Source organism: Verrucomicrobiaceae bacterium, assembly GCA_016713035.1.
Lineage (GTDB): Bacteria > Verrucomicrobiota > Verrucomicrobiia > Verrucomicrobiales > Verrucomicrobiaceae > Prosthecobacter.
In genome coordinates, this window is record JADJPW010000006.1 from 486,932 (window position 1) to 510,076 (window position 23,145).

Sequence of the window (23,145 nt, forward strand, 5' to 3'; positions counted from 1 at the left end):
CTGCCAATGCGCAGTCTGGATAGCCCGCCTCGGCCCCTAGCCACATCCTTTTTCTCCACACCATGATCGACCTCTCCGATAAAAAAATCGCCGTCCTCAAAGGCGGCCCCGGCTCCGAACGCGAAGTCTCCCTCAAAACCGCCGAAAGCGTCTCCTACGCACTCGCCACTCTCGGTGCCCAGGTCATCGACGTCGATGTCCACGGCCCTGACTTCAGCGTCCCAGAGGACACCTTCATCGCCATGAACCTCATCCACGGCACCTTCGGCGAAGATGGCCAGCTCCAGGCCATCCTGGAACAGCGCGGCATCCGCTACACCGGGGCAGGGGTGCAGAGCAGCCGCATCGCTTTTGATAAAGGCCTCAGCAAAGACAAATTCATCGCCGCAGGTGTCCCCACTCCGCGCTCCCAGCTCTATCCGCTCGATGGCAGTGAAAAACTCGCCATCAGCTTCCCCCTCGTCGTCAAACCACCGCGTGAAGGCAGCAGCGTCGGTGTCCACATTTGTTATCATCAAAGTGAGTTCGACTCCGCCATCGAAGACGCACGGAAATTCGGCTCCCACACCCTCATCGAAGACTACGTCGCTGGAAAGGAGCTCACCATTGGCATCCTCGGTGACCAAGTCCTCCCCGTCATCCACATCGAGCCCGTGGACGGCTTTTACGACATGAACAACAAATACCCCTGGATGACCGGCAAAGGCAAAACCCTCTACCATTGCCCCGCGCCGTTCAGCGCTGCCGTCACCCAGAAAATCCAGGACGCCGCCCTCGCCGCCTTCCGCTCCTGCGGCACGGAGGTTTATGGCCGAGTCGATGTCATGCTGCGTGACAGCGACAGTGAGCCCTTTGTCCTCGAGATCAATACCATCCCCGGCATGACCAGCAGCTCACTACTGCCCAAAGCCGCCGCCGCTGTCGGCATCGACTTTGCCCAACTCTGCGCTCGCATCATCGAGCTCTCCCTCGCCGCACGGCCATGAACGAAGACGCCCTCCAGCAGGCTCTCGCCTCCACTCAGAACCTCGGCGAAATGAGCGATGCAGACGCCGTCGGCACCGTCGGTAGCCCCGACTGCGGTGACATGGTCCGCATGTGGATCAAATACCGCGATAAGGATGGTCGCCGCGTCATCGACAAAGCCACCTTCCAGAGCTTCGGCTGCCAGACCGCTATCGCTGTCGCCAGCCTCGCTACCGAGCTCATTCGCGGCAAGACACGCGAGGAAGCCCTCACCCTGAAAGCCGATGACCTCAGCAAGCCCCTCGGTGCCCTCCCACCGATGAAAATCCACTGTGGTCAGATGGTCGAAGGTGCTCTCAAAGCCGCGCTCCAGGCAGAAAACCACCCTCAGGCACTCCCCACGGCCACTCAGCCGCCCGCGCCACTCGGAGCCATGTTGGCCGACTCCCTCGCCGAAGCCGGAAAAAGCGCCGGCAAAGTCAAAATCGTCTTCTCCGGCACCTGAGGCCACAAATGGGCCGCGCCACACCCGCCACATGCATTGTCACCGGATGGCCATTTTGCGGCGCTGAGAGAAAACTTTGCCACTCACGCGAAAGCAGCCACCGTGCGTTTCATGCAGCCCGTCATCGTCGTCACCCATCCGCTCGCTCGCAGACATCTCACCATCATGCGAGACGTCGCCACGCCTCCGCACCGCTTCCGGCGTCAGCTCAATCTCCTCGGGCGCATCCTTTTCCTCGAAGCCACCCGTGATCTAGCCACCGAGCCCGTGCGCGTGCTCACCCCGCTCCAAGAGACCGATGGCGTGCGACTCGCTCGCCCCATGGTCCTCGTCCCCATCCTCCGTGCCGGGCTCGGCCTGCTCGATGGCATCCACTCCCTCATCCCAGACGCCATCGTCGCTCACGTCGGCATCAAGCGAGACGAAGAAACCGCGCAACCCCGCCCCTACTACACGAATCTACCTCCCGGCATCACCGATGCCCAAGTCTTCCTCCTTGATCCCATGCTCGCCACCGGTGGCAGCGCCATCGAGGCCATCAATCAGCTCAAAGCCGCAGGTGCCAGCCGCATCGTCCTCATTTGTGTCGTCAGTTGCCCTGAGGGCATCGCCACCCTCCAGAAAGCCCACCCAGACGTCCAGATCATCACCGCAGCCATCGACGATGGCCTCAATGAGAAAAACTACATCGTCCCCGGCCTAGGCGACGCCGGTGACCGCTACTTCGGCACCTGATCCCGAAATCAGAAATCTAAAATCAGAAATCCAAAATGTCCGACGCCGCCACCACACCGATGATGAAGCAATACCTCGCCATGCGGCGTGAGCTTCCAGAGGACGTGCTGCTCTTTTTCCGCCTCGGTGATTTCTACGAGCTTTTCTTTGAGGACGCCAAAGTCGCCTCCCCCATCCTCAATGTCGCCCTCACCAAGCGCAACGGCGTCCCCATGTGCGGCGTCCCCCATCACTCCTCCCAGGGCTACATCGCCAAGCTCATCAAGGCCGGTAAACGCGTCGCCATCGGCGAGCAGACCAGCGATCCGGTGCCTGGAAAAATCGTCGAGCGTGCCATCTCGCAAATCCTCAGCGCAGGCACCATCAACGACATCAACCTCCTCGACTCCAATCGGCCCAACTACCTCGCCGCAGTCTTCCGCAACGCCAAAAGCCGCAAACTCGGCCTCGCCTACGTCGATCACACCACCGGCGAATTCGAAATCGCCGAATTCAAAGACAGCACCCAGCTCGCCGACGAACTCGAGGGCCTCCAGCCTAGCGAGCTCCTCTACAGCGATGACCAGCGTGATTTGATCGACCAGCTCGGCTCTCCCGCTGCCGCCCTCGCCGTGGAGAGTTACCTCTTTTTGCTCGACCAGGCCCAGCACAGCCTCACCCAGCACTTCAAAGTGCAATCACTCGATGGCTTCGGCTGCGCCGACATGCACGCAGCCCTCTCCGCCGCTGGAGCCGTAATGCAATACCTGCAATTCCAGCTACGCCGCAGCGTCGAGCACATCCAGCGCCTCCGCGTCGGCCAAACCAACGACGTCGTGCTCATCGACGCCGCTAGCCAGAGCCACCTGGAGCTCGTCAGCGCCCGTGGCGGCAATGCGCACACCCTTTTGAGCGCCCTCGACCGCACCTGCACCCCCATGGGTGCCCGCAAGCTCCGCCATTGGGTCCTTCATCCCCTCCGCGATCTCGATGCCCTCACCCAGCGCCAGGACATGCTCGCCGCCTTCATCGACGAGCCCATGCTCCTCAGCCAACTGCGCACCCTCCTCAAAGAAGTGCGCGATCTGGAGCGCACCAGCTCCCGCCTGAGCCAAGGCAGCGGCAATGGCCGCGATTTGCAGGCATTGGCCGTCTCTTTGGAAGTCGTGCCTTCACTCAAAGTCATCCTCCATGAGTCCAATAGGTCGCACACTTCCTATACGACCTATCTCCTTTCCCGCCTCCACGACCTCACGCCCATCTGCCAGGAAATCCAACGCGCCATCTGCGACGAGCCGCCCATGCAGATCAAAGAAGGCGGCGTTTTCCGCGAGGGCTATCTCCCCGCGCTCGATGAACTCCGCGCTGCCTCCACGCTCGGCCGCCAGTGGATCGCGGATTTGCAGGCGCGTGAGATCGAGCGCACCGGCATCAAGAGCCTCAAGATCAAATACAACGCCGTCTTCGGTTACTTCATCGAGATCACCAAGGCCAACGTCGGCAGCGTGCCCGCCGACTACCACCGCAAGCAAACCACCGTCAATGGCGAGCGCTACATCACCGATGAGCTGAAGCGCATGGAGGACAAGATCCTCGGCAGCGAGGAGCGCAGCAAAGCGCTCGAATACGAGCAGTTCATCGAGCTGCGCGGTCGTGTGCTCGATCACCTCGCGCACATCCAGGAAACTGCCGAAGCCATCGCCGTGCTCGATTCGCTCTGCTCACTCGCCGAAACCGCTCGCCTCTTCAATTACACCCGCCCCGTCCTCAACGAAACGCGCAACCTCTTCATCCGCGACGGCCGCCATCCCGTGCTCGATCAGAATCTGACGAGCGGCGAGCGCTTCGTGCCAAACGACATCACGCTCGAGCCCGAGGAAAGCCGCCTCATCCTCATCACCGGCCCGAACATGGCCGGTAAGAGCACCTACCTGCGCATGACCGCTCTTTTGACGCTCATGGCGCAGATCGGCAGCTTCCTCCCCGCCGCCAGCGCCGAGATCGGCCTCGTTGATCGCATCTTCACCCGCATCGGTGCCAGCGACGACATCGCACGCGGCCAGTCCACCTTCATGGTCGAGATGAACGAGACCTCGCTCATCCTCAACAACGCCACCGAGCGCAGCCTCGTCATCCTCGACGAGATCGGCCGCGGCACGAGCACCTTCGACGGCCTCAGCATCGCCTGGAGCGTCGCCGAGCACCTGCACGATCACATCGGTGCCCGCTGCCTCTTCGCCACCCACTACCACGAAATCACCGCGCTCGCCCAAAGCCGCAGCGCCGTGAAGAACTACAACGTCGCCGTGAAGGAGTGGAACCAGCAGATCATCTTCCTCCACAAGATCCTCCCCGGCTCCGCCGAAAAAAGCTACGGCATCCAAGTCGCCCGCCTCGCCGGCCTCCCCGAGAACGTCATCACGAGAGCCAAAGAAGTCCTCCACCAACTCGAATCCGGCCACCAGCCCGCCGAAAGCGTCAAAGAAGTCCCCGTGGCAACCAGCGTGCCCGCGAAGACGAGGAAGAAGCCGCGCAGCGATGAGGACGCGGGGCAGATGAGTTTGTTTGGGTAAAGACGTAAAGAATGGCACTCTTTGCCGAAAACTAGCATCCAATATGCAGGCTCCACGATCAGAACAGGAACTTCAGGCTCTTATTCTTGAGGGCATCGAAGAAAACTCGCGCTTGGATTACAAAGCAGCCGATGCGCTACAAAGAACTGATGGAAAAAAGCAGGAGATTACCAAGGACGTTTCGGCATTCGCGAACGCCGCAGGTGGAATGATCATATTTGGTATCAGGGAACACACGAAGCCAGACAAACGACATCTTCCGGAAAGTATCGACCCCATCGACCATACTCAGTTTTCCAAAGAATGGCTGGACCAGGTAATTGGCGGCATACAGCCGAGGATAACCGGCCTTGAGATCATCCCAATCCCAGTTGAACAACCGAGACTAGGTATGGTTTATGTTGTCGTCATTCCGCAGGGAGAAACTGCGCACCAAGCGTTAGATTTGAGATATTACAGACGACGCAACTTCGAGCGGACAGCGATGGAGGATTACGAGATTCGCGAAGTAATGAACAGAATCTGCAATCCCGTCCTGAATGCTTCGATCCTTGTTCTTGCTGAATTTGGTCATCGAAATGAGAGTCGTGTCGTTCTCAAAGTGAAGAATGAAAGTGGCATCATGGCTGAGCACTACTGCGTCACGCTGAAAATCCCCGGTCGGCTTTCAGGTGGATACTACTTCAGTCCAGAAAAAGGTTTTTTTGCGATTGAAGAAGGACTGTACTTTCACGAACTGCGCATCGACAATGCACGCTCTTCGCCTCTGTTTCCTCATTCTGAGGTGACTCATTCGCTTAAATTTTCGATTCCACTGACGATCACGCCCACTCCACCACCAAGTAACGACGAAATAACCATCACCATTTTCGCCGACCAGTCGCCCAAAGTCGTCCTGAAGAAGTCACTCAAGGCTGCTGAACTAGATTGGCAATAGGAGGAGATATCAATATCGCCCATTTTGAATCATGACCTGGAAATGACGTCAGGCTGCAACTGTCTGACAACCCAGACCAACCGCTCCTCATCCTCGTTTTCCTGCTCGGGCGCGGGCTTGTGGTGGTGGCGTGTGGGCTGGGTGCAGGTGCGGACGGCGCGGAGGCTGGATCCGCGTGTCGCCGTGGTGGAGGGGCGGGTGATCCACGGCGAGCCAGCCGCTTTCCAACGGCGGTGAGATACACCGCAGATTGGAGCACCGTAGAGCACCGAAACCCAAGGCTGCTTGAATTTCAATCTTGCTGCGGGAGACGCCTTGTGGGTGATCGAAACATATTCGGGGCATGGTTAGAGGGATTCTCTCGGTGGTGCTTCATCAGGGCTTCTTTGACAGGAAGACTCCTGCGTCCGGCCTCGTTCTTGTTGCCGATGAAAAATCTCGCTCAGCTCTGCCTCCTGCTCGTCACCACCTCCGTTCTCGCCCAGCACCCGGCGGCTGATGACGCGGGCTTTGTGTCGCTTTTCAATGGTAAGGACCTCACCGGCTGGAAAACGACCGGGAACTGGCTCGTCGAGTCCGATGGCAGCATCTCGCTGCATCCGCGTGAAGGCGAAAAAGGCTGGCAGCGCTATGCCGCCTACCTTTCGACCGAAAAGCAGTATGGCGACTTCGTGCTCGACCTGGAGTTCAAGATCAACGCCAAGGGCAACAGCGGCGTCTTCATGCGTGTAGGCAATTTGAAGGACCATGTCAAAAGCGGCTTCGAGGTGCAGATCCTCGATACCTACGGCCTCGCCAAGCCCGGCCACCACGACTGCGGCGGCATTGTCCACGGCACCGGCCCCTCGAAGAACATGGTCAAACCCGCCGGTGAGTGGAATCGCTACACCATCACCGTCCAAGGCCGCAGCGTGAAGGTCGTCTTCAACGGCGAACAGATCATCGACACCACGCTGGAGGCTATGAATATGGCCGACCGCCCCAACCTCGGCCACATCGCCTTCCAGGACGAGGCGCTGCGTGTGTGGTATCGCAAAGTGAGGATCAAGGAGCTGAAGTAGCCCGCATAGCCCAGCTTATTTAGACAAGACATGGGTGCTGCGAACAGCTTTTGGGACGGACCACAGCCCTTCATCTATGGAGCGCTGTTTTTTGTTTTTTTGCATACTTTGGCGGAGAATTATCTGCGAAACAGTTTTCTGCGTCAGGGCAGGGCAGCGCGGGTCCAGCAAGCCATCTTCAACAAGCTCTCGCGCTGGCGACTGATTTCTCCCATCATTCTTCCGAATGTCGAAGTCGAAAAACTCACAGCAGAGCCGCTGCCAAAGGGGTTCAAGGTTCGTGGTTGGGAGCAGGGTGACTCCATGACCTGTATGGAGATATACCGCCTGAACGCTCCAGGCCGCTTTCCGACCGAAGTAGAAAAAGATTATGAAGAACGACTCACTAAAGAGGACCAGTCGATGTTGGTGGTTGAACTCGACGGTCGTGTCGTCGCTTGTGGCGGACACTCGCAAACGAAAGACGAAGCATGGCTGTGCTACGGTTTGATCCACCCCGATTATCAAAGGCAGGGCATTGGCCGATTGCTTCTTCTATCTCGGCTGGCAAGGTTTGAGGTTCCTCCGGGGATTTGTATCAAGATATGCGCTGTCGAGGCATCCGTCGGCTACTACGAACGGTTTGGTTTTAAACAGTTCGGCCTTTGGTATTCAGAAGATGGCAAGGCGCATCCAATGGCAGGAGTCTCGTTGCATCCTGAGCATCTCACCCAGATCGTTGAGTTCCTCCGGAAGGAAGGCTGCCAACCGATTCCGCCCCTCAGAACATGAAGTTTTTTGATTTGGCGAAGCAAAGTAGTCCTGTCGCTCCGCGAGAGGAACACAGCGCCTGATTCGCTTATGCGTGATCTCGTTTCGGGCGACTTCAGGGGCCGCGAGAGCCCTCGGCTCACCTTGCGGGAAACGGGGTCAGGCTGCAACTGTCTGACAAACACACTCAAAGCCACAATTGATGGGGTCGCCATGGCGGATGGCCTTGCCGAGCCTAGGCCCCCAGAAGAGGCAACACCGCAGAGTTGGGATAACCGCAGAGATGAGTTTTGAAATGGATTTCTCTGCGGTTATCCTATCTCTCGCGGTGTAACCTTCTTGTCCCTAGCGGCACTGGTTTGGGCTTTAGATCGAGTTTGAGCATCAATTTCGCCCTCTCTACTTCTTCACCCAATCGCTGATCGGCTTGTGGCTGTGCGCGGGAGCAGCAGGTCCCAGGGTGAAGGTGATGCAGAGGCTGACGTTGCCGCTGGCAGCAGAGACGGTGGCCTTGAGCGTTTGGACGTTCTCGCCTTCGACGTCAGGGGTCGCTTTGCCGAGCTTGCGCCCGTTCTCCGGGTCGAGGGGTGGAGGAGGCGCCTCCGCGCTGAAGGTGGCGCCTTTCGGAGAGACGATGGTGGCGATGAGCTGCCGGTCGCCCTGCTTCAGAGTGGCGGTGGGGCCATCCACCGTGATCTCGATGTCCCTGGTCTGCATGCTCCAGACGAGTGGTTGGGTCTTTTTGACGGTGAGATCGTCCTGGATGACGAGGTAGGGCGAGGCACCCCGCACAACCCTGATGCCGCGATGCACCTGTTGGGCATCCTTTGGATAGGCCTTGGTCATGTCGATGATGGCGAGTCCGGCGTCGGGGGTCGATTGGGTGACGAGCACGCTGGCACGCGCATCGAGGTCTTGGTTGGCACCTCCAAAAGTGAGCGTGCTCTGGCCCCGCGTGCCTTCGAGGAAATGGTCGTAGCGCTTCCGGCGGTCCTCGGGCGCGAGCGCCACACTGCCGTCGAAACCATTCTCCACGCCGAGTTCCTGACCCCAACGGATGCCACCGGCATCAAGCACGAAGGTGCCGATATCGAGCTGGGCATGTGGGTCGCGATTGTCTCCGCCCTTGATGGCGATGTAGAGGTCATCTCCGCCCCAGCCGCTACGCACGGTGGCAGCCATGCCGCCTGCGGTGGCGAAATCGAAGGCCTCCGGTGTGCCGTTGATCGCGGCCTGTGAATGGTAGTAAAGATAATGGCCCACTCCGCTGAAGTAAGCCGTATCGACAGCCATCTTGTCACCCGCATCAAAGGCCGGGATGCCCGGATTGCCATGCAGACCGGCCAGCCAGGTGGTGATCCAAGGACGGAGGCCGTCACCGGCCGCATCCGCACGGAGATTGAAGGGCTGCCCGGTGGGGCCGTAAAGGTGCAAGCGGGCCAGACCCAACTGCGGAATGCCTTCCAGCATGCTGAGGCCAAAGTCCTTGCCTGAGGAACTGCGGAGCGACTGGATCACCATCGCGGCGTAATCCATCACGGCATCACCCGCCGCGATGCCCTCCGGCCAGATGCCAGCGGGGGCAAAGCGCAAAAGGCCTTCACCAAAGACCTTCGCAGCGGCATTGGCCGAGTCCTTGGCCATTTTCGGGTCATCATCGACAAAGCCGATGGCATTCAGCATGAGCGCGGAGGCAATGCGCATCTTTTGCCGAGTCACCGGAGCCGCGTTCTTCGTCGCGGGCGCTTCAGGGTTGGCGTCACTGCCTTCCGGTGCGGTGGCAAAGGCCGTGGGTGGCACGGGCTTGTCCTGGATGTGGGCGATCAGCGCGTCCACGCCCTTCTGGCGAAGGAAGGCGCGAATGTCCTCTGCTTGCTTGGCATTGAGGCCATCGCGAAACCAGTCGTAGCCGAGCGTGACGGCGATCACCATGTCGGAGACGGACCCGGCATCGGCGGGATGCCAGTCACGGAAGTTCGTCTTGTCGCAAAGCAGGATGAGTTCGCGCACGGCACGATCCTTCCATTTCAGATCGCCATCGCCATGTTGCAGTGCGGCGAGCAGGGCCATGCGATAGATGGCGCGAGAGCCCTCGCCTGAGTCACCTTCGCCGTTGATGCGGTTTAGCTCGGGATCTTTGAGCAAATCCTCGCCGGAGGCTTTGAGCGCGGCCATGAGCCTGGTCAGCGCGGGATCCTGGGTGATTTGATTCTTGATCGCCGCCCAGCCGGCCGCGTTTTGGATCAGACGCGGGCGTACCTTCGCGATGCCGCTGAGGTAATCATTCGCCGACGGTGCCTTGAACTTGGCGGCAGGCAAAACGGTGATCTGAGGCCGCGGCGGCGCGGTCTTTCCCGCGCCTTCTCCAGATGCAGGCGCAGCGGCCTGCATCGCCGCGTAGCGTGTCTTCGCATACTCCAAGTCCGCCGGGCTCAGACTGGCGATCGGCACATCGTATTCCATGCCGCTCCTCATCTTGATCTTCACGCTGCGTGCGGCGGTATCCACGGAGACCAGCGTGGCCTCGATTGCCTTGCCCGCCGTGTTGGTCCACTGACGATATTCCTCCGCAAGCTGGGCCAACGACGTTCCGACGATGAAATAACTAGCAAGGAGGAAGGCGGGAAGTTGGCAAAGCTTCATGGAAGAGGTCGAAAGACGCCCCGCAGATGCTCTCGCACCACCCGCATGGTCAAGAGTGAATATCCAGCCGCGCGGAGCAAAGCTGCATGAGGCGGTTTGGCCGCCCTCAAGCCTCCCTATCACGATGCGTCACGGAGCAGATGCCTTTTTTGCTGGGGGATTGGATGAAGGCGAGCAGGTGGGCGGCTTTTTCCGGCCATTCGTGGGTGGCGGCCTCGGCGAGGGCCTGGGTGAGGTTTCTGCCGGAGCAGAAGAGTAGATGAAACAGGCGCTTGATGGCGGCGCGGTCGGCGGCGGTGAAGCCCTGGCGCTTCAGGCCGATCACATTGAGACCGGACATGCGGTTCAGTCGGTTCACGGAGCTGTAGGGCGGCACGTCCTTGCTGATGCTGCTATGGCCCTGCACCAGAGAAAAGTCGCCAATGCGGATGAACTGATGAAAGCCCGCTCCACCGCCGACGAAGCAGTGGCTGCCCAGATGTGTGTGACCAGCGAAAAGCACGGCATTGGCCACGGCGTTGTGATTCCCCACCTGCACATCATGGGCGAAGTGGACGTTGGCCATGATGAAATTGTCATCGCCGATCTGGGTGCTGCTGCCGGGCTTGGAGCCACGGTGGATGGTGCATTGCTCCCGGATCACATTGTTGGTGCCAATGAGGACGCTGCTAAGCGTGGCGGGATCAAAGGACAAATCCTGCGGCAGTTCGCCAATGATCGTCGCCCGCCCGATGCGGGTGCCGCTGCCGATGGTGGTGTCCCCCAGCACATGCGCATGCGCCCCGATGACGACACCGGCCGCGAGTTTGACCGGCCCCTCGATCAAGGCATAGGCCCCGATGCAGACACTGGAGTCGATTTGAGCGAGCGGATCGATCAGTGCGGTGGCATGAATCATGTCGCACTCCATGGGCGAGCTAGTGACCATTAGCAAACGGCCTCTTTGCGGGCAGAGTTCCCCCGATTCCCACCAAAACGAACCGTGCGGACGCCGAAGACTTCACCCAGGGCTTCGCTCAGGCGCTGTGTGGAAGGTCAGTTTTTGCTTCAAGCGCTGCAAGGCGTGGAGGCAGGAATTGAAAGTTTTGCCCAGAGGGGAGAACCAAGAGTCCTCGTAGTGATGAATGGCAAAGGAGTCCGAGGCGGCGGCGGTTTTCCGGGAGGCGCTCTGCGGGTGGTGATGCGTAAAAGGCCTCATGCGAAAGCACTGTGATGTCGTCATGGTCGAGGGAATAAGCCTCCACCGCAGCATCTAGTTTGGCTATGGCCATGCGGATGACATAAGTCGCATGAAATTCGAGGCAGCGACGAGGTCGGTAGTCTGAGACCATGCGGCTCATGAGCTCCAACCACAATGGATGGTCCGGTGGTGGGGCGATGAGGGCATTGATGATGAAGTCTCTTCCACGCATGATGCGCCCGATGCCCTAGGCCGTGGTGGTGTGTTAAGGCTGGGGCTCGCGTGTTCTCAGCACTTCGTGCTTGGTGAGCTCGCGCCATTGGCCTTTGGGGAGGTTTCCCAGTGCTAAGGAACCAATTTTCACACGGACGAGCCGCAGCACCTCGATGCCAAATACCTCGAGCATGCGGCGGATGTGTCGGTTGCGGCCTTCATCGAGGGTGAATTCGAGCCAGGTGTTCTTTTCACCGGTGCGGAGGATTTTCACGTCTTTGGCGCTGAGGTGCTCGCCTTCGTCATCGATGCCTCTTTGGAGCTGTGCGAGGCGTTTGGCATCCACGGTGCCGCTGACGTGCACATGGTAGGTTTTATGCAGATGCGTATCGGGATTGGTGATGGTGTCTGCCCAGGCGTTGTCGTTGGTGAAGAGCAGCAGGCCTTCACTGGCCTTATCCAAGCGACCAACGGGTGAGAGGTGGGGAAGGCGAGAGTGCTCAAAGCACGAAAAAACGGTCTCACGCCCCTGCTCATCGGAGGCGCTGGTGATGAGGCCATGGGGCTTGTTGAGCATGACGTAGATACGTGGGGCTTGATTGATACTGACGTCATCCATGACGATGACGTCTTTTCCGAGCAGCACGGGGAACTCCGGATTTTTGCGCACGGTGCGGTTCACGCTGACTTTGCCCGTTCGGATGAGTTCGGAGGCTCGGCTGCGGGAGCAGTAGCCCAGCTTGGACATGGCACGAGCTAGGCCGGTGCGGACAGGGGTGGGTGGAGGCATGTGCCGCTCATCTCGCCCTGGAAGGGGTGAAATACCACCTGCAAATGGATCCGTTGCAGCGCCAGCTCCTGGTCGGATTAGGGCAGGGCTTCTTCCCGGCCAGTGGCAGGTGGAGCCTGGTTGGAAGCTGGGGAAAGCTCCGGCGCATCCTGTCTGCGAGATTCTTGTATGGCAGAGCTAGTGGTGCGAGACAGGTCGAAAAGTAGAAAATGACGCGCTTCGCCTTGGATGACCGCTTCATCGATCACCATGGCCCCGATGCGGCGGTAGAGAGGCAGGATCTTGGTGGCGGTGGTGGCTAGGGCATGGGTGAAACCCTCGGCGCGGAGTTCTGCGAAAACTTCCTTCCAAAAGTCGAGGATTCCCGGCAGCGAATGCCCCTGGATGACAAATAGGGCCAAGAACTCGCAGACTTGCCCCTTCGCTGCATAGGGTGCCAATTCTGGCGGGACCTTAAACCCAAAAGCGGCGCTTTGCAGTTCCCTGAGCTTGACGTTGACGGCGACCCCGGCGTCGAAACGCTCTCCCGTATAGCGTCCCCAGATCATTTGGTCTTCATAGGGCACACGGGTGCGGAGTCGGCGATTGGGCGTATCCCATTCCCAGAGGGTCTGGATCAGCCTGTTGTGGGTCGCGTGCTCAAAACCACGGTAAAAAAACTGCTCAAAGGACTCGCGCACCGCTGGATCACTGGCGTTCAGGCGGCGGGACTTGCGTTCGGATTTGGCGCTGCTAGCCACGGTAAGTTAGGTTTTGTCCCGCGAAAAATCCTGCATGAAGCAGGCCAGGGTTTGGGCAGAATCGAGCGTCACCGCATTGTAGATGGAAGCACGCAGGCCGCCGATGGACCTGTGTCCTTCCAAACCACAGATGCCGAGCTTTGCCGCGGCATGGGTGAACTCCTGTTCCATGTCGTGAGTGGAAAGATTGAAGACCACATTCATCAAGGACCTGTCTCCGGCAGCCGCACGTCCCGAATAAAATCCTTCGCTGCCATCAATCACATCGTAGAGCAGCTTTGCTTTGGCCTGGTTGATCTCGGCCATGCGCTCCAGTCCACCGATGTCCTGCTTTAACCAACGGGCCACCAGCATGGTCACATAAATCGCAAAAACAGGCGGTGTGTTGTAGATGCTGTGCGCAGCCGCATGCAGGCGGTAATCCAGCATGGAAGGAAGTCCATGCGGAGTGGCCTGCACGATGTCGTCCCGCACCAGCACGACGGTGACACCGGCTGGACCGAGGTTTTTCTGGGCGTGGGCGTAGAGGATAGCGAAGCGCTGGGGATCCACCGGACGGCTCAGAAAGTCCGAAGACATGTCGCAGACTCGCAGGACGCTGTCGTGACCGAGAGTGCGGTGAAACTGCATGCCCTCCACCGTTTCGTTCGAGATGTAATGGAAATACGTGCTGTCGGGGGATGCCGCCAATTCAGTGTCCGTGGGCAGTCGGCGGAATCCTTCGGATTCGCCGGACCAAAGCACCTTGACGGGGCCTTCGCGTTGGGCCTCGGGAATCGACTTCCCGCTCCAGTAGCCGGTGTGCAGGTATTCGGCCGGAGTAGTGGCCCCGCGCAAGAGAGTCATGGGCACCTGGCTGAATTGTTGGGTTCCACCTCCTTGGAGGAAAAGGACGTGATAATTGTCGGGCAGATTGAGTAACTGCCGAAAATGATCCTCTGCTTCTGCGACGACATCGCGGAACCAAGTGGAACGATGGCTGATGCCGAGAATGGAAACGCCTGCTTCGGGGATTTCGTGAAGTGCCTCCCTTGTAGTTTCCAGGACGGAAAGGGGCAGTGCCCCTGGGCCTGCGGAAAAATTGTGAGAAAAGCGCATTCGCTCAACTAGAGTGCTGTACAAGGCATTTACAAATACCTTATGGGGAAACCGCATAAGTAGAGAAACTCAAATACTGCTCAACGCCGCTCAGTTAAGGCGCTAACTCGATATTTTGCCCCCCCCGCGCCGTTTATTGCAAAGCACTGTAGTTTGGCATGCTTTCTTGGATTGCAGAATGGCGCTGCTCGCGAAGACTGCGGATATGGATGATCTGAATGCTCTGATGGATCGTGCTCGTGTCGTGGCGGCGCGGGCTTATGCGCCGTACTCGCGTTTCCAAGTGGGGTGCGCGCTGCGGACGGTGGCCGGAGGTCTCTATGTGGGCTGCAATGTGGAAAATGCTAGTTACGGTCTGACGATCTGTGCGGAGCGGAATGCTGTTTTCGCTGCCGTGTCGGCTGAGGGGCAGGGGATGCGCATCGCGCAGCTCGCGGTGATCGCGCTAGGGCATGAGTTCCCGCCTTGTGGTGCGTGTCGGCAGGTGATCGCAGAATTTTCACAGGCTGAGAGCGAGGTCGCTTTTTTTCAAAATGGTGGTCTCGTGTCCAAATCCATCGCCGAACTCCTTCCTTCCGCCTTCCAGCTATGAAATTGCCCCCCAGCGTCCAAATCATCGATCATCACGAAAATTATCCCATCATTGAGGTACAGCACCGGGAGGCGACGGGGCGGATCGCGCTGCATGGTGGCCATGTGCTGGAGTGGATGCCTGCGCATAGTGATCCGGTGCTCTATATGAGTCCGCAGGCGGTTTTAGAACATGGGAAGCCAATCCGTGGGGGTATCCCTGTGTGCTGGCCGTGGTTCGGGCCGCATGCGGATAGCGCCAAGCCTGCGCACGGCTTTGTCCGCACTCAAATGTGGGAGCTGGATCGGGTGCGGGAGACGCCGGAGCGTGTCGATCTGGTGCTGCGGATCGCAGATTCATCGGAGTCACGTGAGATGTGGCCGTTTTCCTTTGAGGCACGTCTTTTCATCAGCATGGGGCTGGAGCTAGAGGTGGCGCTGGAGCTGACCAATACGGATCGCAGGCCGTGGAGCTTCACGGGGGCGCTGCATAGTTACTTCATCGTCGGTGATGTGCGGCAGATCAGTCTGCACGGCTTGCACGGGACTCAGTATGTCGAGGGGCGACTTTCGCCGGAAAAACGACCTCAGAGTGGCCCGGTGCTCATCGATCAGGAGGTGGATCGTCTATATGCCAGTGATGCCACGGTGATCGTGAATGATCCGGTCATGGCCCGTGAACTGCGGATCGAGAAGAGTGGTAGTCTGAGCACGGTGGTGTGGAATCCCTGGATCGAGAAGTCCACACGCCTGGCAGATCTGCCGGATGATGCGTATCCAGAGTTTGTCTGCGTCGAGACGACCAATGCAGGTGAGGATAGCATCACACTGGCTCCAGATGAGTCACACCTGCTTTTCACACGCATTTGTGTCCGCTCACTGAAGGAGGAGGCTCTGCCAGAGCCGATGCTGCCGGAGAGTGGCCTATTTGCCTGATCGGTGCCTCTTTGGGCAAAGCTTGTCGTTGGACACAGAAGCTCCTTCTTGACCGGTACGGGCGGAGCGGGCATACCTGGGGCTTCGATATGAAATCCACTTTGTGTTCTCTTTTTCTCGCGGTGACGGGCGTGCTTTTTGCGCAGGATGCTGCACCGCCTGTGGCGGAGAATTCAAATACCATCGAGTTCAAAGATGGCGACCGGCTGGTGCTGATCGGCAACACGGTGTTTGAGCGTGAGCAGCGCTACGCATCCTTTGAGCCACGGCTGGCGCTAGCGCTGGGGGATGTGAAGGTGAGTGTGCGAAATCTCGCGTGGAGTGGGGATACGGTCTTTGGGCATGCGCGGTCGTATTTCGGGCCACCGGAGGAGGGTCTGCAGCGCCTCAGCGGACATATCGAGATGCTGAAGCCGACGGTAGTGATGCTGTGTTACGGCTCTGAGTTGGCTTTTGAGAAGCTAGTGGGACTGCCGGACTTCCTCAGTGGCTATCGCAGCCTCATCGAGATGCTCCGGGCGAAATCCCCTGGCGTGCGTGTGGTCGTGGTGGCTCCGCCGCCGCTGGAGAACCTGCCCCCGCCGTTGCCTGATCTGACGACGGAGAATAAAAATCTCTCCAGCCTGCGTGATGCACTGCGGAAGTTCTCCTTGGCGCAGAACACGGCCTTTCTCGATCTTTTTGAGCTGATGGGCGGGCTACCAAAACCGGGCTCGACGGCGAAGCTGCTCACCGAGAATGGGGTGCATTACACCCGTGAAGGATATGAGAAGATGGGGGAGAAGCTGGTGATCGGACTGGGGCTGAAGGCGGCAGATGCGCCACCGACGGCCATCGAGAGTCTGCGTGTGGCTGTGCTGGCGAAGGATACGCTGTTCTTCAATCGCTGGCGTCCGCAGAATGAGACCTACCTCTTCGGATTCCGTAAACATGAGCAAGGCCAGAACGCTAAAGAGATCCCGATGTTCGATCCGCTCATCGCAGAGGGGGACAAAAGTATCCAGAAGCTCAAAGCGGAGGCTTTGAAGCAGATGAGCAGGCCTTGATCGCAGCGACGAGCTGTGTGCGCACGGCCTCGGCGAGCAGTTCCGGCCCGCGCTGGATGGCTTCGGCTACGGGTAAGGCGTCTGGTTTGACCTGAATGAGTGAGCTGAAGTGGGGGGCGAGCTGATCGCGTGCCTCGATGAGTCCGGCGATGCCGATGATGGGTTTTTGCAGTTGGTGGGCGAGTTTTGCGACACCCATGGGGCCTTTGCCGTGCAGGGTCTGGGCATCGAGGCGGCCTTCGCCAGTGATGACGAGGTCCGCGGCAGCGATGCGGGGGCGCAGATCGGTGAGGTCGGCGATCAAGTCGAAACCACTGACGAGTCGTGCGCCGCAAAAGGTCATCAAGCCGTAGCCGAGACCGCCAGCGGCTCCTGCACCTGGAATTTCCGCTGGATTGAGCCCTAGATCACGCTGGACGACGGATGTGAGGTGCTGGAGGCGACTCTCGAACCACTCGAAGTCGTGGATGCCTTTTTGGGGGCCGTAGATGCGTGTGCAGCCCTCGGGGCCGAGGAGGGGATTGGTGACGTCACAGGCGACGAGCACGTCCACAGGCCACTTGGCGGGTGGGAGGATGTGTTTGAGCCGGAGGAGGTCTGCGGGCAGTTTTTCGAGATCGCGGCCATTTCCATCGAGGAAGCGAAAACCGAGTGCTGCGGCCATGCCGGTGCCGGCGTCATTGGTGGCGCTGCCGCCGATGCCGATGAGGATGCGGCTAGCGCCACGCTCGATGGCATCGAGCATCATCAAGCCTGTGCCATAGGTGCTAGCGGTGCTGGGGGAGAGTGGTAGGTCGCTGACGAGGGCGAGGCCACTGGCGGCGCTCATTTCCATGACGGCCTGGAGGCGGCCATTTTCCTGGGTGAGTCCATACTGGGCGACGAGGGGGCGATTTTGAGCGTCGCGGGTGGGAATTTGCACCCAGGTGCCATTATGGGCCGTGGTGAGGGCCTCTGCGGTGCCCTCACCCCCATCGGCGATGGGGCATAGATCCACCTCCCAGTCAGGAAATACGCCGCGTAGCTCCGTGGCGACGATGGAGGCTACTCTCGCGGCCGAGAGGGAGCCTTTGAACTTGTCTGGGGCGATGAGGATGCGCATTGGGCAGAATGATGCGCCGCCAGGGGCCGCTGCCAAGGCCGGGTGTGTCTCAGATTTGCCCTTGATGCATCTGTTTGAGAGTCAGTGGAGAAAATACTTTCAAAAGTGGCATTTGCGATGTTCTACTAGTCGCCTCCCGGCATCTACAACACATAGCAAACTCAAACTTATCCTCCCACTCCATGTTGAACGAATTCAAAAATTTCATTCTCAAAGGCAACGTCGTTGACCTAGCCACTGGTGTCATCATCGGTGCTGCCTTTGGCGGCATCGTCACAGCTTTTACCAAAGGCATTGTTGAGCCCCTCTTGGCTCTTGTCGGTGGCGGTGGCACCCCCGATCTGAAGATCGCCCTCAGTGAAGCGGTGAAACTCGACATCGGCATCATCATCGGCGCGGTGATCAGCTTCCTCATCACCGCTGCGGTGATCTTCTTTGTCATCGTGAAGCCTGCGAACAAGCTCATGGCCATGATGAAGAAGGCAGAAGCCGCTGCTCCACCTCCTCCTGCTGAAGACATCGTGCTCCTTACGCAGATCCGCGATTTGCTGAAGAAGTAATCCTTTTCCAGAACTGCATTTACAGACGGCGGCTTCCCACTGGGAGGTCGCCGTTTTTTCTGCATGCGTCACACCCTGGCTACTTCCTAGCGGAGGGCTTGTTCATGATTTTATCGATCTCCTGGAGCGTGGAGTTCCCGGTGGATTGCGGTGAGTTTGCCGACGGGGCTGCGGGCGCGGCGGATTCTTCAATAGGCATTTCCAGACTGCCCTGCTGTGGGATGATGCAGCTGCGTAGGCCCGCTAAGATCAAAAGGAGCACACCACCGACCCATAAGCCGCCACGCAGGGGATTGGGCGAGTCGGGCTGGGAGATGGCTCGCTGCCATGGCCACACGATCAGGCGACCATGCCGTGCCATGGCGTCCAGCGCGAGGTGGTAGCGGTGCCGCGCTGCGGGTGCCTCCTGCATGCTGACGAGGGAAGGGGCTAGGAGCCTCAGGCGAGAACGCTCCTCATGAAAGACACGCTTAGACTCCCGGCGTGCCAGGCGCTGCACGCGGGTGATACTGCGGGCGAGCTCCAGCACCCAGGCAAAATCCGTCGCACGAGCACCCGCAGAGTCATCCTCCAGTCGTGCGAGTGCGGCAAGAGCCGCCTCCCCCCGGCCCGCCAATGCGTGACCGTAGGCGGCGGAGGTGACGTGGCGGTTCCAGGTGCTATCATGCAGACCACGGTCGATCACGGCGGAGCTGACTCGCCCTGCTTTGGCGTAGTCATCCTGTTTCCACAGTGCGAGCACCAGATTGAGCGCTACCCAGCCGCGCAAGTCTCCGCGCTGCTCGCAGCCATCGAGCCAGCGGGCAGCCTCAGCATACAGGCCACTATTCACCAGGGCGAAGCCGGTTTGACCATAGACGGCAGTTTGCTGGCTCATCCAGGGACCGTATTCCGCGATCATGGCTGGCACGCTGCCCGCTGCCTCGCGTGCATCCCCCACGCTATCGAGAAAGACTCCCACGGGCTCTGCCGCACGGTCACTGGCACGGGCGATCCATGTGGGAAAATGCTGACGCACCTCCCACTGACGGCGGTGGCAGGCACGGCGCACATGCAGCGCGGCGAAGCTCATCCCCACACTATCCTCTGCTACGGCCGCCTCCAAGACGGTATCGAGCGGGCGGAGGCAGCGCAGGGAGGCCAGCTCCCTTTCTAAGTAGGTGGGGAAGTCCCCCAATGGGGCAACTCGGCGGACCAGCTCCGAGAGATCTGCCTCCAAGGAGGCGCTGTCCTGCCTTTTTGCTGCGAGCAGGCTGCGCCACCCCAGGGCGATGGTGGCGCAGTAGGAGTCCTCGGGGCCGGTCTCCTGCGTGGATAGAGGCGCGAGCACGCTCTCCAGGTGGCTGATTTCGCCCTGCCGCCAGAGTTCACGACAGAGCTGATCGAGTAGCGCCGCGTCACTGGGGGCCGCACGCCATTGCTTTTCCAAATAACTGGCCAGAGAGGTCTCTCCATGCCGGGAGACTAGCGAAGAGGCCACTCGCTCCCGGCCATCTGCCAGCAGACGCCGAGTCTCCGCCAAGAGTGCAGGCGCATCGAGCTGCGTGCGCAGCTCCAGCGTCTCGGTGGGCACTCTGATTTCTTCCTCAGGCATGTTGGGCGACGGGGGGAGGGGAGGAAAAGGAGGGGCGGTAGATCAATTCATCGCACGGAGGGCTTCGCGGATGATGCGGTCCACGCTACTGGCCTCACCAGCGGCGAAACCGGGCTGGCGGGTGATTTCGTTCACGGCCTTCTGCGCCTCACCCTGCTTGTAACCGAGGGAGATGAGGGCGAGCACGGCATCGCTTTGCGCCTCACGCAGCGGATCATGGTCGGTCCTCGCGCTGCGGCTCGCCTGCCAGGCATCCACGACGCCGACCTTGTCCTTCAGTTCCAGCACGATGCGCTCGGCCGTCTTGCCGCCCACGCCTTTGATCCGCGCTAGGGCTTTGACATCGCCCTGAATGACGGCGTCCTTAAAAGAGGACACTGGCATGCCGCTGAGCACGGCTAGGGCCATCTTCGGCCCGATGCCAGAAACCCGGTCGATCAGCAGGCGGAAGAGATCCCTCTCCTCCGCCGTGAAAAAACCGTAAAGCGTGTGGTCACGGTCTGTGACGTGGTAATGCGTCAGCAGACGCACCTCGGCCCCAGGATGCGGCAGGCGGTCAAAGGTGCCGAGTGGAATATTTGCCACATAGCCCACGCCATGCACATCCACCACTGCCTGGTGTGGCAGCGCCTCAGAGAGTATTCCTCGTAAAAAAGCGATCATATCACCAGCATGAAGCCACTGCAAAGCCTGCGTGCAAGAACAGGTTTATTGATCGGAATAGATGAAGCCTGGGGCCAAACTTCTCCACGGAAGGAGCATTTTTCCCTTGTCCCGATGAAAGGCACCCCCTAAAACCCACGCTTCCTCGCACTTCCGCAATCGGAAACTCCAACACACTACTACCCCAACCACACTCCCAACATTATCTATGAGCAGCGAAACCAATCGATCGAGACTCCTCTGGGCCGGATTCATGGCCATCCTGGCCGCAGGCGTCGGCTTTGCCATCCGCGGTGGCATCTTTGACAACTGGGGCAAGGAATTCGGCTTCACCGGAGCCCAGCTCGGTGCCATCGGCGGTGCTGGCTTCTCCGGTTTCTGCTTCGGCATCATCTTTGGCGGCCTGATTGTCGATAAAATCGGCTACGGCAAGCTCGTCGCGCTGGCCCTCCTCTGCCACATCCTCTCCGCCTTCGTCACCTTCGGTGCAAGCACGCCTGATAATGCCTACAATTACCTCTTCTGGGGCATGTTCATCTTCGCATATGCGAACGGCACCCTCGAAGCCGTGGCCAATCCGCTCGTCGCCACACTCTACCCAGAAAACCGCACCCATTACCTCAATATCCTGCACGCCTCCTGGCCTGCCGGTATGGTGCTCGGTTCCGTCGCTGGCTGGATCCTGGATGACAAAATGCAGATCGGCTGGAAACCCAGCTCGCCCTCTATCTGATCCCCACCGTGCTCTACGCGATCATGTTCATGGGCCAGAAGTTCCCGAAATCCGAAGCTGCCGAAAAAGGTGCCAGCTTCGTCAGCATGCTCAAGCCCGTCGGCATCCTCGGAGCCCTCGTTGCCTGCTACCTGCTCGCTAACTTCTTCGGTGACATCGCCAAAGCCTTCTCTCCTGAAAATGCCAAAATCATCGGTTATTCCATCGGTGGCGTGTTGCTGATCGCTGTGGCTCTCATCACCAAATTCTCCATGGGCTCCTTCGTGCTTTTCGTCCTGTTTGTCGTCCACGCCCTTGTCGGCGCTGTCGAACTTGGCACGGACGGCTGGATTCAGAACATCACCGGCAACCTCTTCACCTCTGAGCAGGGCAAATACCTCTTCATCTGGACCTCCGCGATCATGTTCGGCCTGCGCTTCTGCGCCCATTGGATCGAAAACACCCTCAAGCTCTCCCCCATCGGCCTCCTGCTGGTCTGCTCCATCATCGCGGCTGTCGGCCTCGTGCTCGCCAGCGGCATGGAGAGCTTCACCGTCGCACTCGCCGCACTTGGCATCTATGCCGTCGGTAAAACCTTCTTCTGGCCAACCATGCTCGCCGTCGTGGGAGATCGCTATCCGCAGTCGGGTGCTGTCGCCATGTCCATCATGGGAGGCATCGGCATGCTTTCCGCTGGTTTGATCGGTGGCCCTGGCCTCGGTTACTGCAAAGACCGCTTCGCCGGTGAAGAGCTCCAAAAGGCCGATGCTGCCCTGTATGCTGAATACAAAGCCGCTACGCCTTCCAAATTCCTCAACCTCGACAGCACTGCCGCCTTCGGCCTTGATGGCACGAAGCTCGCCGCCGCCAAGGAAGCTAAGGAAAAGACTCCTCAGCAGGCTGCCGTCGTCACGGCTGACCAAAAAGGTGACCGCGCCACCCTGAAAGCAGACGCCTACATCCCAGCCACTATGGCAGCGATTTACCTGCTTCTGTTCCTCTACTTCAAGAGCATCGGCGGATACAGAGCCGTCAAAATCGGAGAAGCCTAATACTCATAGGTAAATCCGGCTTAGCATCCCCCACGCGGCGCTCCCTCACCGGAGCGCCGCTTTTTTTGGCGGTTGAAAGTGCGGCTAGCTTGGCGAATGGCAGGGCCGCATGGAAATCACGGAAGCATGGCTCGGAAAGATCGGCGGCTGGGCCGCGCTCAAATCGGCTCGCAGCCTGGCAGATGCCGGGCTCGCCACCCTCACGCAGCAGGAGGGCCCCCTCATCCGTGGCAGCGCTGGGGCTGGGAAAATCAAGTTCGCCTGCGGGCTGCGCATCCGCACGGCCAGTGATGTGGATAATCTCTGCACCTGTCCCACGGCCCGCCGTGGCCTCATTTGCGAGCACTCCCTAGCCGTCGCCCTCGTCGGCATCCGTGGCCCCGCCAAAGGCTCCAATCCCGCCCCCCCAGCCACCGCCATTCCCGGAAAATCGGCACCGGCCGTTGCTCCCCCGGCTGTAGAGCCCCCCAGGAGCATCTCGGGGCAATACAGCATCTATTTACCGGAAAAGCTGCGCGAGCCCCTGGGCGTCCTCCTTCGTCATGAGCCCATCGGGGCCGAGACCAGCCCGCTCATCACCTGGCTGGCGGGGCAGGGGATCACCCGCCCGCAGACCATGCCGCTCTCCCTGCGCGGAAAGGCCCTGGAAGCCTTCCTCACCGCCCTAGGAGGGCATCCACGCGTCTTTATGGGGAAACCCTCCCCAGACGCCCCGTCTGCCCGGATCGAGCCCGAGCCAC

Annotated in this window: 20 protein-coding genes and 1 pseudogene; 12 read left to right on the plus strand and 9 right to left on the minus strand. The window is 59.7% G+C overall.

All coding sequences use genetic code 11. The features are described 5' to 3' along the window. Nucleotides 1–65 precede the first annotated feature (65 nt). From IPK32_19215 to IPK32_19245, 7 genes are all read left to right on the plus strand, one after another. A complete protein-coding gene (locus IPK32_19215; GenBank protein ID MBK8094035.1) occupies nucleotides 66–986 on the plus strand; it encodes a D-alanine--D-alanine ligase in 921 nt (306 codons plus the stop codon). Further along, the gene (locus IPK32_19220) at nucleotides 983–1,471 is read left to right on the plus strand and encodes an iron-sulfur cluster assembly scaffold protein (GenBank protein MBK8094036.1); all 489 of its coding nucleotides are present in this window, start codon (nucleotides 983–985) and stop codon (nucleotides 1,469–1,471) included. Before IPK32_19215 ends, IPK32_19220 begins: the two co-directional genes overlap by 4 nt. A gap of 111 nt (nucleotides 1,472–1,582) precedes the next feature. Next, entirely contained in the window at nucleotides 1,583–2,206 is a 624-nt protein-coding gene (upp, locus tag IPK32_19225) for a uracil phosphoribosyltransferase (GenBank protein MBK8094037.1), read from the plus strand. A gap of 59 nt (nucleotides 2,207–2,265) precedes the next feature. After that, nucleotides 2,266–4,758 (plus strand): DNA mismatch repair protein MutS, encoded by a 2,493-nt coding sequence (mutS, locus tag IPK32_19230; GenBank protein MBK8094038.1) that lies wholly within the window; start codon nucleotides 2,266–2,268, stop codon nucleotides 4,756–4,758. Between the two features lie 43 nt (nucleotides 4,759–4,801). After that, on the plus strand, nucleotides 4,802–5,695 hold the full coding sequence (locus IPK32_19235) for an ATP-binding protein (GenBank protein ID MBK8094039.1): 894 nt from the start codon (nucleotides 4,802–4,804) through the stop codon (nucleotides 5,693–5,695). A 428-nt stretch (nucleotides 5,696–6,123) separates the two neighbouring features. Continuing rightward, nucleotides 6,124–6,756, plus strand: coding sequence for a DUF1080 domain-containing protein (locus IPK32_19240; GenBank protein MBK8094040.1), 633 nt, complete (start codon nucleotides 6,124–6,126; stop codon nucleotides 6,754–6,756). Nucleotides 6,757–6,786: 30 nt separating this feature from the next. Beyond that, a complete protein-coding gene (locus tag IPK32_19245; GenBank protein ID MBK8094041.1) occupies nucleotides 6,787–7,527 on the plus strand; it encodes a GNAT family N-acetyltransferase in 741 nt (246 codons plus the stop codon). A 378-nt stretch (nucleotides 7,528–7,905) separates the two neighbouring features. Here the strand turns inward: IPK32_19245 and IPK32_19250 are convergent, their stop codons facing one another. From IPK32_19250 to serC, 6 genes are all read right to left on the minus strand, one after another. After that, nucleotides 7,906–10,149: a heparinase II/III family protein gene (locus IPK32_19250; GenBank protein ID MBK8094042.1), complete on the minus strand. Its 2,244-nt coding sequence runs from the start codon at nucleotides 10,147–10,149 to the stop codon at nucleotides 7,906–7,908. Nucleotides 10,150–10,255: 106 nt separating this feature from the next. Continuing rightward, nucleotides 10,256–11,047 carry an acyl-ACP--UDP-N-acetylglucosamine O-acyltransferase gene (gene lpxA, locus IPK32_19255; protein MBK8094043.1) on the minus strand — a complete coding sequence of 264 codons (792 nt, stop codon included), beginning with the start codon at nucleotides 11,045–11,047 and terminating at the stop codon, nucleotides 10,256–10,258. Between the two features lie 118 nt (nucleotides 11,048–11,165). Continuing rightward, nucleotides 11,166–11,561, minus strand: coding sequence for a hypothetical protein (locus tag IPK32_19260; protein MBK8094044.1), 396 nt, complete (start codon nucleotides 11,559–11,561; stop codon nucleotides 11,166–11,168). 33 nt (nucleotides 11,562–11,594) lie between these two features. Further along, nucleotides 11,595–12,332 (minus strand): rRNA pseudouridine synthase, encoded by a 738-nt coding sequence (locus IPK32_19265; GenBank protein MBK8094045.1) that lies wholly within the window; start codon nucleotides 12,330–12,332, stop codon nucleotides 11,595–11,597. Nucleotides 12,333–12,409: 77 nt separating this feature from the next. Continuing rightward, on the minus strand, nucleotides 12,410–13,072 hold the full coding sequence (locus IPK32_19270) for a hypothetical protein (GenBank protein ID MBK8094046.1): 663 nt from the start codon (nucleotides 13,070–13,072) through the stop codon (nucleotides 12,410–12,412). Between the two features lie 6 nt (nucleotides 13,073–13,078). Next, complete coding sequence (gene serC, locus IPK32_19275; GenBank protein MBK8094047.1) at nucleotides 13,079–14,170, minus strand: 3-phosphoserine/phosphohydroxythreonine transaminase; 1,092 nt, start codon at nucleotides 14,168–14,170, stop codon at nucleotides 13,079–13,081. A gap of 178 nt (nucleotides 14,171–14,348) precedes the next feature. On the opposite strand from serC, the gene IPK32_19280 reads away from it, so the two are divergent. From IPK32_19280 to IPK32_19290, 3 genes are all read left to right on the plus strand, one after another. After that, on the plus strand, nucleotides 14,349–14,762 hold the full coding sequence (locus IPK32_19280) for a cytidine deaminase (GenBank protein ID MBK8094048.1): 414 nt from the start codon (nucleotides 14,349–14,351) through the stop codon (nucleotides 14,760–14,762). Further along, on the plus strand, nucleotides 14,759–15,676 hold the full coding sequence (locus tag IPK32_19285; protein ID MBK8094049.1) for a D-hexose-6-phosphate mutarotase: 918 nt from the start codon (nucleotides 14,759–14,761) through the stop codon (nucleotides 15,674–15,676). Before IPK32_19280 ends, IPK32_19285 begins: the two co-directional genes overlap by 4 nt. An 89-nt stretch (nucleotides 15,677–15,765) precedes the next feature. Then, nucleotides 15,766–16,722: a hypothetical protein gene (locus IPK32_19290; protein ID MBK8094050.1), complete on the plus strand. Its 957-nt coding sequence runs from the start codon at nucleotides 15,766–15,768 to the stop codon at nucleotides 16,720–16,722. Here IPK32_19290 and IPK32_19295 read toward each other — a convergent pair. Further along, nucleotides 16,685–17,824, minus strand: a complete 1,140-nt coding sequence (locus IPK32_19295; protein MBK8094051.1) for a glycerate kinase — start codon at nucleotides 17,822–17,824, stop codon at nucleotides 16,685–16,687. The genes IPK32_19290 and IPK32_19295 overlap by 38 nt on opposite strands. Nucleotides 17,825–18,006: 182 nt before the next feature. Between IPK32_19295 and mscL the strand changes: the two genes are divergently transcribed. Beyond that, nucleotides 18,007–18,384: a large conductance mechanosensitive channel protein MscL gene (mscL, locus tag IPK32_19300; protein MBK8094052.1), complete on the plus strand. Its 378-nt coding sequence runs from the start codon at nucleotides 18,007–18,009 to the stop codon at nucleotides 18,382–18,384. 79 nt (nucleotides 18,385–18,463) lie between these two features. Here the strand turns inward: mscL and IPK32_19305 are convergent, their stop codons facing one another. Together IPK32_19305 and ruvA are read right to left on the minus strand one after the other, a co-directional pair. After that, nucleotides 18,464–19,978 (minus strand): hypothetical protein, encoded by a 1,515-nt coding sequence (locus IPK32_19305; protein MBK8094053.1) that lies wholly within the window; start codon nucleotides 19,976–19,978, stop codon nucleotides 18,464–18,466. A 42-nt stretch (nucleotides 19,979–20,020) separates the two neighbouring features. Next, nucleotides 20,021–20,641 carry a Holliday junction branch migration protein RuvA gene (gene ruvA, locus IPK32_19310; protein ID MBK8094054.1) on the minus strand — a complete coding sequence of 207 codons (621 nt, stop codon included), beginning with the start codon at nucleotides 20,639–20,641 and terminating at the stop codon, nucleotides 20,021–20,023. 253 nt (nucleotides 20,642–20,894) lie between these two features. Between ruvA and IPK32_19315 the strand changes: the two are divergent. Then, nucleotides 20,895–22,405 (plus strand): annotated as a pseudogene (locus IPK32_19315) (MFS transporter). Nucleotides 22,406–23,145 lie beyond the last annotated feature (740 nt).

Coding starts and splice junctions, on each gene's coding strand:
- IPK32_19265 (MBK8094045.1), bottom strand. CDS start 12,332: ATGCCTCCACCCACCCCTGTCCGCACCGGCCTAGCTCGTGCCATGTCC.
- IPK32_19305 (MBK8094053.1), bottom strand. CDS start 19,978: ATGCCTGAGGAAGAAATCAGAGTGCCCACCGAGACGCTGGAGCTGCGC.
- IPK32_19260 (MBK8094044.1), bottom strand. CDS start 11,561: ATGCGTGGAAGAGACTTCATCATCAATGCCCTCATCGCCCCACCACCG.
- IPK32_19250 (MBK8094042.1), bottom strand. CDS start 10,149: ATGAAGCTTTGCCAACTTCCCGCCTTCCTCCTTGCTAGTTATTTCATC.
- IPK32_19295 (MBK8094051.1), bottom strand. CDS start 17,824: ATGCGCATCCTCATCGCCCCAGACAAGTTCAAAGGCTCCCTCTCGGCC.
- IPK32_19240 (MBK8094040.1), top strand. CDS start 6,124: ATGAAAAATCTCGCTCAGCTCTGCCTCCTGCTCGTCACCACCTCCGTT.
- mscL (MBK8094052.1), top strand. CDS start 18,007: ATGTTGAACGAATTCAAAAATTTCATTCTCAAAGGCAACGTCGTTGAC.
- IPK32_19280 (MBK8094048.1), top strand. CDS start 14,349: ATGGCGCTGCTCGCGAAGACTGCGGATATGGATGATCTGAATGCTCTG.
- IPK32_19220 (MBK8094036.1), top strand. CDS start 983: ATGAACGAAGACGCCCTCCAGCAGGCTCTCGCCTCCACTCAGAACCTC.
- serC (MBK8094047.1), bottom strand. CDS start 14,170: ATGCGCTTTTCTCACAATTTTTCCGCAGGCCCAGGGGCACTGCCCCTT.
- ruvA (MBK8094054.1), bottom strand. CDS start 20,641: ATGATCGCTTTTTTACGAGGAATACTCTCTGAGGCGCTGCCACACCAG.
- upp (MBK8094037.1), top strand. CDS start 1,583: ATGCAGCCCGTCATCGTCGTCACCCATCCGCTCGCTCGCAGACATCTC.
- lpxA (MBK8094043.1), bottom strand. CDS start 11,047: ATGATTCATGCCACCGCACTGATCGATCCGCTCGCTCAAATCGACTCC.
- mutS (MBK8094038.1), top strand. CDS start 2,266: ATGATGAAGCAATACCTCGCCATGCGGCGTGAGCTTCCAGAGGACGTG.
- IPK32_19290 (MBK8094050.1), top strand. CDS start 15,766: ATGAAATCCACTTTGTGTTCTCTTTTTCTCGCGGTGACGGGCGTGCTT.
- IPK32_19245 (MBK8094041.1), top strand. CDS start 6,787: ATGGGTGCTGCGAACAGCTTTTGGGACGGACCACAGCCCTTCATCTAT.
- IPK32_19285 (MBK8094049.1), top strand. CDS start 14,759: ATGAAATTGCCCCCCAGCGTCCAAATCATCGATCATCACGAAAATTAT.
- IPK32_19235 (MBK8094039.1), top strand. CDS start 4,802: ATGCAGGCTCCACGATCAGAACAGGAACTTCAGGCTCTTATTCTTGAG.